This is a genomic window from Chryseobacterium sp. R2ACT005, assembly GCF_049949215.1.
In the GTDB taxonomy this organism is placed as follows: domain Bacteria; phylum Bacteroidota; class Bacteroidia; order Flavobacteriales; family Weeksellaceae; genus Chryseobacterium.
Map to the genome: position 1 here is coordinate 3,408,401 of NZ_CP188192.1, position 13,070 is coordinate 3,421,470.

The following is a 13,070-nucleotide window of genomic DNA, read 5'->3' on the forward strand; positions in this document are numbered from 1 at the left end:
TTTTTTATAAACGATTATCGTATTTCTCTAAAATTCCTTTAACATCATATACAACTCCATCTTCTTTCAGATAACTGGAAAGATCGATATTAAGGAATTCATCATGAGAAACCGTGAGAACAACTGCATCAAACTTCTCTTTTACATCTTCCAGAGAATTTGTAGATTTTATACCATACTCATGCTTCACTTCTTCTGGGTCTGCCCACGGATCGTAGGTTGTCACCTCGATAGAATAATCTTCCAGTGCATTGATAACATCTGCAGCTTTGGTATTTCTTACATCCGGACAGTTTTCCTTAAAGGTAATTCCAAGATTCAGCACTTTGGCATCCGTAATGTTGATTCTTTTCTTTATCATTGTTTTCACAACCTCAGAGGCTACAAACTGCCCCATAGAATCATTCAGTCTTCTTGCTGTAAGGATCAGCTCAGAGTAATATCCTACGTCCTGCGCTTTCTGCGCAAGATAGAAAGGATCTACCCCGATGCAATGCCCTCCTACCAATCCGGGCTTGAATTTCAGGAAATTCCACTTGGTTCCTGCTGCTTCCAACACTGCGTGTGTATCAATATCCAGAAGATTAAATATTTTTGCAAGCTCATTCACAAAAGCAATATTGATATCACGCTGTGAATTTTCGATCACCTTTGATGCTTCAGCTACTTTGATGGTTGGTGCCAAATGTGTACCCGCAGCAATCACAGATTTATATAATTCGTCTACTTTTTTACCAATTTCCGGTGTAGAACCTGAAGTTACCTTTAAAATCTTCTCTACAGTACGTTCTTTATCTCCCGGGTTGATTCTTTCAGGAGAATATCCTGCAAAAAAATCTTCGTTAAATTTCAATCCTGAAACTTTTTCCAGCACAGGGATACATTCTTCTTCTGTAACGCCAGGATAAACAGTAGATTCATAAATAACAATATCTCCTTTTTTCAATACTTTCCCCACTGTTTCAGACGCTTTATATAAAGGCGTTAGATCCGGACGATTATGTTTGTCTACTGGTGTAGGAACAGTTACAATATAGATGTTAGCATCTTTAATATCTTCCAGATTAGATGAGCAAAGCAATCCTTTTGATGAATTTGAAAATGGATTCTCTTTTACTAAAACCGGCTGCAATACCTCATCTTCTACCTCCAAAGTAGAGTCTTTTCCGCTATTAAGCTCTGCAATTCTGGACTTATTGATATCAAAACCAACTACGGCGTATTCTGTTGCAAATAAACGGGCAAGCGGTAATCCTACATACCCCAATCCGATTACCCCAATTTTATTCTGTATATTCATATTATATGTGATGTTCTTACTTTATTTTTTGTTTATTTTTTGAAGATAAATTGACTATTTATTAAAAAGTTTTTGCCACCATTTTTTCTTCTCATCAGCTGTATATCCGTAACCGTAACCATAGTTGTATCCATAGCCATAACCACCAACATTTTTAGAAACATCGTTGATCACGAAAGAAACGTTTGATATTTTTGATTCTTTAACCAGTTTATTTGCAAAATCTATTAATATTTTTCTTGATACTCCCGATCTCACAACGTATAAAGAAGCGTCGGCTGTATCAGAAATACTCAATGTATCTGAAACAAGCATCAGCGGAGCAGAGTCAATCACAATATATTCGTAACGGGACGACATCTCACTGATAAGCTTCTGATAACGGCCGTTGGAAAGAAGCTCCTGAGGATTTGGAGGGATAGATCCCGCATAAATTACATCACATTCAGGATTGGTATCGGAAGTATGTATAAGATCTTCTACTTCTGTCGTTTCATCATATAAATATTCCGTAAGACCAGCATTCTTAACACGCTCATCATCATATCTCTGTATCTGCGGATTTCTAACATCCGAACCAATTAGTAATGATCTTCCGTTTTTGCTGCCCAACGTCAGCGCAAGATTCACTGAAACCAATGTTTTTCCTTCTCCTTTCACTGAAGAAGTTACCAGTATGACTTTCGCCGAATCTTTCTTAGGAAGTAGAAATTTAAGATTGGAAACCAATATTCTGAATGCTTCAGCCAATTCTGAGAAATCATTTTTCTGTACAAGGTGATTCTGATTATCTTTAAGAGCAGGAATATCTGCCAGTACTCCAAGTGATGAATTTTCTGAAATATCTGTTCGATTGTAAATTTTATCATCCCACATAAAGAAAAGATAGAGCACCCCAAATGGTATCATCAATCCTAATAAAACAGCAGCCAAAAGAATAATATTCTTCTTAGGAGATACAGGTGCATCAATCGTATACGCAGGGTTTACAATCTTAGCTTTTGGTACATTAACTGAAAGGTTAATTGCATTTTCTTCTCTTTTCTGTAATAGGAAAAGGAAAAGCTGTTCTTTAAGATTCTGCTGACGTTCAATACCTCTATAAACTTTCGACTGTCCCGGAACTTTTTCTATCATTCCCGTATTAGCAGAAATCTGGTTGTTTAATTGAGCAATAGATGTCTGAATGGTTGCCTTTTGCTGGTTTATATTATCTCTTACAATTTCTTTCAGGGAAGAAATTTCCTTATTCATTTCTATTACCGCAGGGTTTTCATTAGTTGCCTGTTTTAAAGTCTTATTTCTGGTGATAACAAGAGTATTGTATTGCGAGATCGCTTGTTCCAAAGAAGGACTCAGTCCTAAATTAGAAGGCATAAGCTGATTAGCGCCCTTTGAAGCTTCAGATTGAAGAGAATTAAGAAGATCCAGCTGTGTCTGTTGCTGAAGCAATGCTTTAGTGTTATCATTCGTATTTTGAAGAGCCAGCTGTGCCTGTGCTTCTAAGTCTACAATACGATTACGGTTTTGGAAATCCTCTTTCTGATTTTCAACTCCTGAAAGATCACGAGAGATCACCTCCAATCTTTTATCAATAAACTCCTGAGTGTTCTGTGCCTGTAAATTTTTATCTTTAAGCCCGTCCAGATTATACTGTTTCGTTATTTCGTTAAGAATTGCTTCTGATTTTTCAGGTACGGTACCTATAATACTAATATCCATCAGCATTGCTTTCTGGTCAGGAAGTTCAACCAAAAGCTTTTTTTCCAAAGATTTCACTTTCTCTATAGGATTCCAGAAGACAATTTTATATTTATCTTTAAAAATATGTCCCGGAACTTTTTGAAGAACTACAGTTCCGAAATTAAGAACCAGATTTTTATTGAAACTACCTTTTACTGTTTTCTTATCTTTATCCTCTAAAACAAAATCATTTCCATTGACTTCTTTCACAAGATATTCTGATGAAACAAATTTCTTGACATCAGTTTTATAAGATATAATTTTAGCTTCAATAGGTACTTTTGTGAATAATTCAGAATCCCTGATTTCACCGGAATTATAATATTGTACGTTGAGATTAAGGTTTTCAACAACATTCATCAGAATAGGTCTTGAACTTACTACGGCAACCTCACTTTTAAGCTCATCTGCATTTCCCAAGCCAAGCCCAAGGTTGTCGAGATCAATCAAAGCACCAGTTAAATCCGATTGTTTTTTATCAAATTTTAGAGTTGTGGTAGACTGATACTGAGGTACAGCGTACCGAAGATATACCAAAGCTGCAATAATAAATAATATGACAGATGCTATAAACCAAGGCCATTTGCCTAAATATTTTCCAATGATCTTTCTTAAATTCAAAGATTCTTCATTTTCCTGAAATTCTATCTTCTGCATATTTTATCTTCGTGTTAAAGCAATAATAAGCGTACCCGCCGTTAATAATGCACCAATAATCTGGAATGTCAGCGCTCTGTTTGGATTCGAGTTGGCCTGAACCTGTTTATTTTTATCCGGCTGTACATACAATATGTCATTTTGTTTCATATAATAGTACGGAGAGCTTACAATATCAGATCTGGTAAGGTCTACATTAACAATCTGATCAGTACCATCTTCTCCTGCACGGATAAGCTTTACATTGGTACGGTCTCCGAAATCTGTCATATCACCTGCAAGACCTAGTGCCTGAAAGATGTTAATCTTTTGAGAAACACTTTCTTTCTGCCCCGGGTCTTTTACTTCACCTAAGATACTCACATTGAAATTTTTCAAAGTAATGCTCACCATAGGATCTGTAAGATATCTCTTAAGTCGAGCCTCCAGATCTTCTTTAAGCTGCACCTGCGTCATTCCTTTAGTATATACATTTCCTAAAACCGGAAAAGAGATATAACCTTCTTCATTTACAATATATTGACTTGGTTCTACATATTGGTTAATTCCCCTACTATTATCCCCCCCTACTTTGTTTGCAGTATTAAGGTTAAAAGGTTTCACAGCAATTTCATCCAGTGCAGAAACAAGAATTAAAAGTACATCCCCTTCCTGAATATGTAAGCCCTGGAACTTTGCTTTTGCAACTTCCTCTTCCATATTATGTTTTGATATATATACCATATTTTGCTTCGGTCTACATGATAATAAAGTAACCGATAACAGTATTATATACGCAATAATAGTTTTATTCATATGTTTTTTTGTTCTAGTCTACTTGAGTTAACTTCAATTTTATTTAAGATACTATGTTATAAGAAGTTTTTACTTATGTGAGGCGTATTTTAATCCCTATATTTAGATTATTTCTTTTTCTAGCAATTTTCATTCCGTTTGAAAACAAAATAACGAAAATTATTATTTTCCACTATTTTTTTTATTAATTTCATTCATATAATTCACTCATATACTTAATGTTCAGATATTTTATCTAAAACTTCAAATTCCGAATTATTGCTTATAAATTCTGGTACAATGACTTTTAATGTTTTTACAATTTGTAAACTATCCTTATTCACTGCCAACATAATAATCCGTTGACACAAAGCTTCTATATCTTCAAACTCCATCACCGGATCTCTGGATATCATAATTTTCTCATGATGCGTAGGAATAGTCGTAGAATGATCTGTTAAAAGTTCTTCATATAACTTTTCACCTGGTCGTAAGCCTATAAAATCAATTTTAATATCAATACCTGGCGTATATCCTGATAATCTAATCATTCTTTCTGCTAAATCCAATATTTTGACAGGTTTACCCATATCAAAAACATAAATCTCACCCCCTTCTCCCATTGTTGCTGCCTGAAGTACCAATTCGCAGGCTTCCGGGATAGTCATAAAATAACGAATAATATCAGGATGAGTAATTGTAACCGGACCTCCTTTTTCAATTTGTTTTTTGAAATGCGGTATTACAGAACCGTTGGAACCTAGTACATTTCCAAAACGTGTTGTAATAAATTTTGTTGTATTCTCAGAAGAATTTTGTAAAGATTGTACAAAAAGTTCAGCAGCTCTTTTAGAAGCTCCCATTACGTTAGTTGGGTTTACAGCTTTATCTGTAGATACCATCACAAAACGATTTACACTATATTTTTTTGATAAAAGAGCTAAATTTTTAGTTCCTCCGATGTTTACAAAAATAGCTTCATGCGGATTATCTTCTATTAAAGGAACATGTTTGTACGCAGCCGCATGATAGACAATTGAAAACTTATAATCTTCAAACAGTTTTTCCATCCTTGGATAGTTTGAAATATCTGCCAATACAAATTTGAATCTTTGGTTCGGGAATCTCTCTAATAATTCAAGCTGCAGTTCGTATAAAGGAGATTCCGCCTGATCAACCACCACAATAAGTGATGAATTCAATTGAGCAACCTGCCTTACAATTTCGCTTCCTATAGACCCGGCGCCTCCGGTTACTAAAATAGTTTTATTAACATGAAAACTCTTTACCTCGTCCCCTTCTATTTTAATGGCCGGACGATTAAGCAAATCTTCAATCTTAAGCGGACGGATGCCTTTTACAACATCATCTTCTTTTATTATACTGGCTACAGGTGCTTTTAATACTTTCAATCCATTATCCAATGCAAGAGCAGTCCATTCTTCCATTTCCCGCTTTGTCATCATATCTTTGATTAAAACCGCATCAAACTGTTCTCTCAGATTATTGCTTTTAAGAAACTGTTTTTTATTATAAATCTTATGACCTAGCAGCATTGCTTTCTTAGAATCTGATCTGGCACTAAGAAATCCTGCCAGCTGATAGGGATGATCAGGATGATGAATAATAGCATTCGCTAATGAAACAGAAGCATCACTTATTCCTACAACAGCAACCCTTTCCTTAGATGAAATATCCTTAACATCCATAAATATAGAAAAAAACTGTTTGGTTATCATTCTGAAAAAGAACATCAGAAAAATAGAAATAAAGAAAAATAAAAACAGAACCGGATATAAAAAAAGAGGTTTACCCAATGCCAGTCCCGATATAAAATTCAGTCCCAGTAATGCAATAAGAGCACTACCCGAAGACCACAAAATTTTACAAAAATCTAAAAAAGTAGAGTGTCTTATGATTCCTGCATATGTTTTGAACAGGAGTATAAACAGAATATTAACAATAATTACTGAAAATATTTTTTCATTTTGGTACTCAATAAAGTTCAGTTTTACCTCCAGACTTTTTAAGAACAAATATGAAACTAAAACAGAAAAGAAAATAACTGAAATGTCGATAAAAAAAACCGACCATCTGGGTATATACCTTAACTCCCTGATTTTAAAAATATCCCCCATATACAAATAAACCTAAAATATCATTTTCATTAATTCAACACTCAGTGGCTTTTATTATTGGGCGAAGGTAACAATTATTATTAATATTTTTAGTACTACATGCTAATTTTTATTTAAATTATAAATTAACATTTTGAAACAAAATTCCAAAAACAGATTATTAAAAAGACCCATAAACCCACCGAGATATACGGATATTATTTCCATCCAGCTTTTGTACCTGATCCGTTCTCATTTTTTTAAAATACACATAAAACAAAAAAAATACTGTAAAACATATATTTTACAGTATTCTATACAAATTTCATATTGTATTTGCGATCCGGACGGGACTCGAACCCGCGACCTCCGCCGTGACAGGGCGGCATTCTAACCAGCTGAACTACCGGATCAATTTTTTTAAAAGAAATTGAGAAAACTTCTGCGATCCGGACGGGACTCGAACCCGCGACCTCCGCCGTGACAGGGCGGCATTCTAACCAGCTGAACTACCGGATCAATTTTTTTAAAAGAAATTGAGAAAACTTCCGCGATCCGGACGGGACTCGAACCCGCGACCTCCGCCGTGACAGGGCGGCATTCTAACCAGCTGAACTACCGGATCAATTTTTTTAAAAGAAATTGAGAAAACTTCTGCGATCCGGACGGGACTCGAACCCGCGACCTCCGCCGTGACAGGGCGGCATTCTAACCAGCTGAACTACCGGATCATTTTTTAAAGAACGTCGTTTCTTTTTCGTGGTTGCAAAATTACACCTTTTTTTGTTATCTGCAAATTATTTTAAAAAAAATGCCTCCCAATACTGGAAGGCATTCATTATCAAACTTATTTTTTTATAAGTGAGCGCTTAATTTTTCAGCGATTACCTCTTTTGGAGCCACACCTACTAATTTATCTACCACTTCCCCATTCTTAAAAATAAGAACTGTAGGGATATTTCTGATACCATACTGCATAGAAATCTCTTGGTTGTTGTCTACATCTACTTTCCCAACGATTGCTTTACCTTCAAAATCTGATGCTACTTCTTCGATGATTGGTCCTAAAGTTCTGCATGGTCCACACCACACTGCCCAAAAGTCCACTAATACCGGTTTGTCAGATTTTAAAACCGTATCCTGAAATGAGCTGTCTGTAATTTCTAAAGCCATTTTTGTTTCTTTTATTTTAATTAATATTATTTTCTTTTAATCCTCTATCGGATGTTCAAAATTACGATTTTTAAAGCATAAGACTATCTATGCTCAACATTAGTTTTTTCTATAGTATAGTCGCTTGAAATTTCTTTCAGAGCCTTCACTAATGTATCGATATCCGCTTTGGTTGTCATATGGCTGAAAGAGATACGCAATGGTGTACAATGATCCATTTCGTCTTCAGAAAGCACCATCATCATAACCATTGAAGGTTTTGAAGCTCCTGATGAGCATGCACTTCCCTGAGAGATTGCAATTCCTTTCATATCCAACTGAAGTCCTATCAATGGATTTTTATAAGGTAGTAAAGCACTTAAAACCGTATAAAGGCTGTTTTCTTTTTCAGCACTTCTTCCGTTGAACTTAATTCCTTCAATTTCAGCAGAAAGTTTTTCAATTGCGTAATTTTTAATATCCTGCATATGGTGGGTATATTCATCCATATGATTCAGAGAAAGCTCTAACGCTTTACCCAGTCCTACGATGCCGCTAACATTTTCAGTTCCGGCTCTAAGGCTTCTTTCCTGAGGTCCTCCGGTAATAATTCCTTTTAAGCCCGTTGCTTTTCTGATAAATGCAAATCCTGCTCCTTTCGGCCCGTGAAACTTGTGGGCACTGCATGAAGCAAAATCTACAGGAATATCAGAGAAATCAAGGTTCATATGAGCCATGGTCTGTACCGTATCTGAATGGAAAAGTGTATGATGCTCTTTGCACAGCTGGGCAACATGTTTAAGATTAATGATATTTCCGATTTCGTTGTTGGCATGCATTAAGCTTACCAATGTTTTTTTATCTGAAGCTTTTAAAAGTTCTTCTAATTTTGTAAGGTCAATATCTCCTTTTTCATTCGGACGGATGTAGTTTACTTCTACTCCTTTTCTGTTTTTCATGTCCAGAATACTTTCAGAAACACATTTATGTTCCAGAGGAGAGCTGATGATTCTTTCTACTCCAAGGTGTTCTACCGAGGATTTAATGATCATATTATTGGATTCGGTTCCACAGGAAGTAAAAATGATCTCAGCAGGAGTTACATGAAGATAGTCTGCAACCTGTCTTCTTACATTTTCAATAAGGATTTTTGCTTCCTGGCCAAAGCTGTGCGTTGAAGACGGGTTTCCGAAATTCATCTTCATAGTGCCCACCATTGCATCTATAACTTCTTCTGCAAGCGGAGTGGTTGCGGCATTATCTAAATATACTTTATCCATTATTATTTTGAATATTTTAATTCTACGGAGGTAAACTTGTAATCTGTGGGAACAGTAAAAATAAACCATGGACTGGAGATCACCTGAATTTCCATTCCACCGGAAGGTTCTCCTGCCGGAACTTCTACATAGAGAATCTGATTTTTTACAGAGATACTTTTGATTTCTTCAATTTTGTGACTTCCTGATCTGAAGGTTCCCAAATTGTATATAACAACTTTTTTATTTTTCGGAAATTTCGGATAGCTGACATAAGAATCTTTTCCCAGATCTGCGGTACCAAAACTTCCACTGATAATGTTACGAAACTCTTTTTCGTCTTCAATTATCTTAAAGCCTGGTTTATCAGTTCCTCCCTGAGATTCAGAAACAAGGAGCTCAGTATTTCCCTGCATAGCAGAAGACTTCTGAGATGAAGTGCTTGCACAGCTCATCAATATTACTGTACATGCAATTATCAGGCTTTTCATTTTTTACAATTTTATCTCCCAAAATTAGTGAAAAAATTGATAATGTCCTTCATTTGCCCATTTCAACATTGCCCGATCCCCTGAAGTATCCCCAAATGCAATAATTTTATCGTATTTAGAATTGTTTATTTCTTCTTTAATTCTTACCAGTTTTTCTTTTCCATTACAGTTTTTCCCTACAAAGTTTCCTGTGAAAATCCCGTTCTTAAACTCTGCCCGCGTAGAAACAAGCTCCATTTTAAGTTCCTCAGCGAAAGGCTTTACCCAAATATCCAAGGATGCGGTCACCAATAAACTTTGTGTATTATTCCTATCGATATTTTTTATAAAGTCTAATGCATTTTCCCTTACAATTTTAGGATAGTGAAGTTCAAAAAATTGTTTAGATTTCATTTCGATCTTTTCTTGAGTCTGTCCTTTTAAAATAGACCCGATAAAACTTTTTTTCACTTTTTCCGTTTCAGCCAGTTTCAGCTTCAGCAGAATAAAGAGAGGTACATGTCTTAAAAATTGTATCCGGTATTTTGTAGAATCGTAGAATTTAAGATACATAAACATAGTATCCTTGTAGGTCAAAGTTCCGTCAAAATCAAAACAATACAATTTTTTCATTTCTCTTTAAAGCTTTAATTTTTTGAATATAAATTCAGGGATATTCCTGATAATCATCATAATAATACTCCAAACCGGCAAAACATATGCCACGTTTTTCTCCTTTTTAAAGGCTTTATAAATACAGGCAGCCGCTTGTTTCGGCGTTGCGGTCAGTTTTGGATTTAAAGGCAGACCTTCAGTCATTTTGGTTGCCATAAACCCAGGTTTTATCGTAAGAACGTGTACTTTTTTATCAAAGAGATAGTTTCTCAAACCACTCAGATAGGCTGTAAACGCAGCTTTTGCACTTCCATAGATAAAATTACTCTGTCTTCCCCTGTCTCCTGCTACTGATGAAAGCCCAATGATCGTTCCGGATCTTCTGTTTTCAAATTTATGAGCAAAATAGTTCATTACGGGAACCAGTTTTGAATAATTAATATCTATAATGCGTTCCGTATTCCTGTTATCATACAGTCCTTCTTCTGTTCCTTCTCCTAAATACCCTACGGCACAAAATAATACATTTGAATTGATATTATCAAATCTGTTGTAATCAATTTCTTTCGTCAGATCCAGTTCAATAACTTCTGCCTGCTGCAGAAATTTCACATCAATATGTCTTGCAAACCGTTCTGTAGTTTCTTTATTTGAGGTAAAAAGATAGATTTTTTCAAACTTTTCTCCTTCCTGAAGTGCTTTTTCCACAAAAGCCTGTGCCACTTCAGATGTGCTTCCCAGAACTATCATTATGAGTTGTTGTTTATGATTCTTTTGTGCTGTAAAGACACAAATTTAGGATTTTGAATATTTTTCAGATAATTGGTAAGTGATGATCTGCTCATACTGTCTTTGGTAAGGTAAATTCTTCCTCCGAACTCCTGAACAATTGCATCAAGCTGGTCTACCAGTTTTTTCAGTTTTGAATTCACTTTAAAATCCAAGGCCAGTGTATACCCTTCCACCGGAAATGAGTTATAAGCCTCCGGATTATGTTTTCCAAAAAGTTTTAAAACTGCTAAGAATGATCCATTCCCACTATTGGCAATCGTTTCAAGGATTTTTTTCATCCCTTCTTTTCCCGCTTCTTTAGGAATGACCATCTGATATTGTATAAAACCGGATTTCCCGTAGATTTTATTCCAATCATTAATAGCATCCAAAGGATAGAAAAATGTTTCGTAATCAATAAAGTTCTTGACTTCCTTCTTAGACTGTTTTTTATAATATAGCCAGTTGAATATTTTTACCGTAAGTGCATTCAGTACAAATCCCGGAAAATAAAAAGGAACTGTAGGCTGTAATTTTTTCTTTAATCTTAAAGGAGTTTTCGAAAGACTCTGGGGAAGCTCATGTTGGAAGGCATGCTCACCTCTCATCAGGATACTTCTTCCAATATTTTTTCCTTTCTGAAGGCAATCGATCCAGGCAACGGTATAAGTCCAGTTTTCACTTTCATCAAACAGTTTAAAGATTTCATCCAGGTTTTCTGCTTTGATACTTTCCTGGCGAATGTATGCAGATTCTATATTTTTAAGCTTAAATTTTGCTGTAAGAATAATCCCTGTAAGTCCCATTCCACCAATAGTAGCCCAGAATTTCTCTGAATTTTCTTCTCTGGAACAGGTAATAATTTGTCCGCTCTCAGTCATGAGCTTAAATTCAATCACGTATTCTGAAAAACATCCTTCTGCATGGTGGTTTTTCCCATGAACATCGGAAGCAATAGCTCCTCCCACCGATATAAACTTTGTCCCGGGAGTAACGTATAGAAAATATCCCTGCGGAACAGCAATTTCCAGAACATCTGAAAGCAGTACTCCGGATTCGCATTCTATCACCCCGTTTAAACGGTCAAAATTGATAAACTTATTTAATTTTTTTGTTGAAAATATAGATTCTCCCAACGAAGCATCTCCATAGCATCTTCCGTTTCCTCTGGCAATAATCTCGTTGTGATTGAGTACAAATTCTTTTATTTTTTTGAAACTGTCCTCTGATCTCATTTCTTTCTCCACTACCGGGTAATTACCCCAGTTTGTAACTTTCTGTGTGAAATTCGGCTTCATTTCTTAAAATAAATTTGAATTAAAAATGCAGCAACCCAAAGTAATAGGGTAACCTGTATATAGCGGTCCCGGTACACAATTTTTGTAGGAGATTCCGTTCTGTTGTAGACCAATGTCTGCTGAAGATATCTTAATAAGGCAAAAACCACGAAGATTACCGTATAAAAAACCCTTTCATGGAATCTTTCCTGAACTTCCGGTGACAGGGTAAACATCAGGTAACATACAATAGCCAGCGTAATAGAAATAGATAATGCAATATCTGCAAACTGAACGTTATACCCGTCCAATGCCCGTCTTGTTTTTCCTGAAACCTGTGCATTGATCAATTCTCCTCTTCTTTTTCCAATGGCAAGCACGAGTGCCAATACAAACGTTAAAAGAATCGCCCATTGTGAAATACTGATTCCAGTAATATACCCTCCAGCCAATACACGAAGTACAAATCCTATAGCAATAATAAAAATATCGATAATGGGAACATGTTTAAGTCTAAATGTATATGCCAGATTCATCACTACATAGAATCCTATTATGATCGCAAACTTCCATAGCAACTCATGGAAATAGAGCTGTGTGAAAAATACGAGAATAATATCTGTAATAACCAAACCGATAAGAATTCCTATAGCCCTTGCTTTTGAAATAGCACCACTCGCCAGAGGTCTTCTCCTTTTTTCAGGATGTTTTCTGTCTGCTTCAATATCATTATAATCATTCAGAATATATACTACGCTTGCGGCAAGCGAAAATATTACAAATGCGAAAATGCTTTTAGTAAGCAGATCTATGTTGGTAATGTTACCTGAAAAAAAGAGCGGGACAAATACAAAAAGGTTTTTCACCCATTGCTCTACGCGGAGCAGCTTTAAATATTTCTTCATTTATGTTGTTTCAAGTACAAAAGTAATCAA

Annotated in this window: 11 protein-coding genes and 4 tRNA genes; all 15 read right to left on the minus strand. The window is 35.6% G+C overall.

The window, feature by feature from the left end:
- Positions 1-4 precede the first annotated feature (4 nt).
- On the minus strand, positions 5-1,300 hold the full coding sequence (locus tag ACPF63_RS15540; protein ID WP_426480531.1) for a nucleotide sugar dehydrogenase: 1,296 nt from the start codon (positions 1,298-1,300) through the stop codon (positions 5-7).
- A 54-nt stretch (positions 1,301-1,354) separates the two neighbouring features.
- The gene (locus tag ACPF63_RS15545) at positions 1,355-3,700 is read right to left on the minus strand and encodes a GumC family protein (RefSeq protein WP_426480532.1); all 2,346 of its coding nucleotides are present in this window, start codon (positions 3,698-3,700) and stop codon (positions 1,355-1,357) included.
- Positions 3,701-3,703: 3 nt separating this feature from the next.
- Positions 3,704-4,423: a polysaccharide biosynthesis/export family protein gene (locus ACPF63_RS15550; RefSeq protein ID WP_426480533.1), complete on the minus strand. Its 720-nt coding sequence runs from the start codon at positions 4,421-4,423 to the stop codon at positions 3,704-3,706.
- Positions 4,424-4,710: 287 nt separating this feature from the next.
- A complete protein-coding gene (locus ACPF63_RS15555; RefSeq protein WP_426480534.1) occupies positions 4,711-6,612 on the minus strand; it encodes a polysaccharide biosynthesis protein in 1,902 nt (633 codons plus the stop codon).
- A gap of 318 nt (positions 6,613-6,930) precedes the next feature.
- A tRNA-Asp gene (locus ACPF63_RS15560) sits at positions 6,931-7,004 on the minus strand.
- 32 nt (positions 7,005-7,036) lie between these two features.
- A tRNA-Asp gene (locus ACPF63_RS15565) sits at positions 7,037-7,110 on the minus strand.
- 32 nt (positions 7,111-7,142) lie between these two features.
- A tRNA-Asp gene (locus ACPF63_RS15570) sits at positions 7,143-7,216 on the minus strand.
- Positions 7,217-7,248: 32 nt separating this feature from the next.
- Positions 7,249-7,322 (minus strand) — tRNA-Asp (locus tag ACPF63_RS15575).
- A 124-nt stretch (positions 7,323-7,446) separates the two neighbouring features.
- Positions 7,447-7,764 carry a thioredoxin gene (trxA, locus tag ACPF63_RS15580; protein WP_047380983.1) on the minus strand — a complete coding sequence of 106 codons (318 nt, stop codon included), beginning with the start codon at positions 7,762-7,764 and terminating at the stop codon, positions 7,447-7,449.
- A gap of 83 nt (positions 7,765-7,847) precedes the next feature.
- Positions 7,848-9,023 (minus strand): cysteine desulfurase family protein, encoded by a 1,176-nt coding sequence (locus ACPF63_RS15585; protein WP_426480535.1) that lies wholly within the window; start codon positions 9,021-9,023, stop codon positions 7,848-7,850.
- A 2-nt stretch (positions 9,024-9,025) separates the two neighbouring features.
- On the minus strand, positions 9,026-9,493 hold the full coding sequence (locus ACPF63_RS15590; protein WP_077415685.1) for a hypothetical protein: 468 nt from the start codon (positions 9,491-9,493) through the stop codon (positions 9,026-9,028).
- 24 nt (positions 9,494-9,517) lie between these two features.
- Positions 9,518-10,105 carry an HAD family hydrolase gene (locus ACPF63_RS15595; RefSeq protein ID WP_142719025.1) on the minus strand — a complete coding sequence of 196 codons (588 nt, stop codon included), beginning with the start codon at positions 10,103-10,105 and terminating at the stop codon, positions 9,518-9,520.
- 6 nt (positions 10,106-10,111) lie between these two features.
- The gene (locus tag ACPF63_RS15600) at positions 10,112-10,837 is read right to left on the minus strand and encodes an SDR family NAD(P)-dependent oxidoreductase (RefSeq protein ID WP_077415689.1); all 726 of its coding nucleotides are present in this window, start codon (positions 10,835-10,837) and stop codon (positions 10,112-10,114) included.
- Positions 10,837-12,156: an FAD-binding oxidoreductase gene (locus ACPF63_RS15605; protein ID WP_077415691.1), complete on the minus strand. Its 1,320-nt coding sequence runs from the start codon at positions 12,154-12,156 to the stop codon at positions 10,837-10,839. Before ACPF63_RS15605 ends, ACPF63_RS15600 begins: the two co-directional genes overlap by 1 nt.
- On the minus strand, positions 12,153-13,040 hold the full coding sequence (locus ACPF63_RS15610; RefSeq protein ID WP_426480536.1) for a decaprenyl-phosphate phosphoribosyltransferase: 888 nt from the start codon (positions 13,038-13,040) through the stop codon (positions 12,153-12,155). The genes ACPF63_RS15605 and ACPF63_RS15610 overlap by 4 nt, the downstream gene beginning before the upstream one ends.
- Positions 13,041-13,070 lie beyond the last annotated feature (30 nt).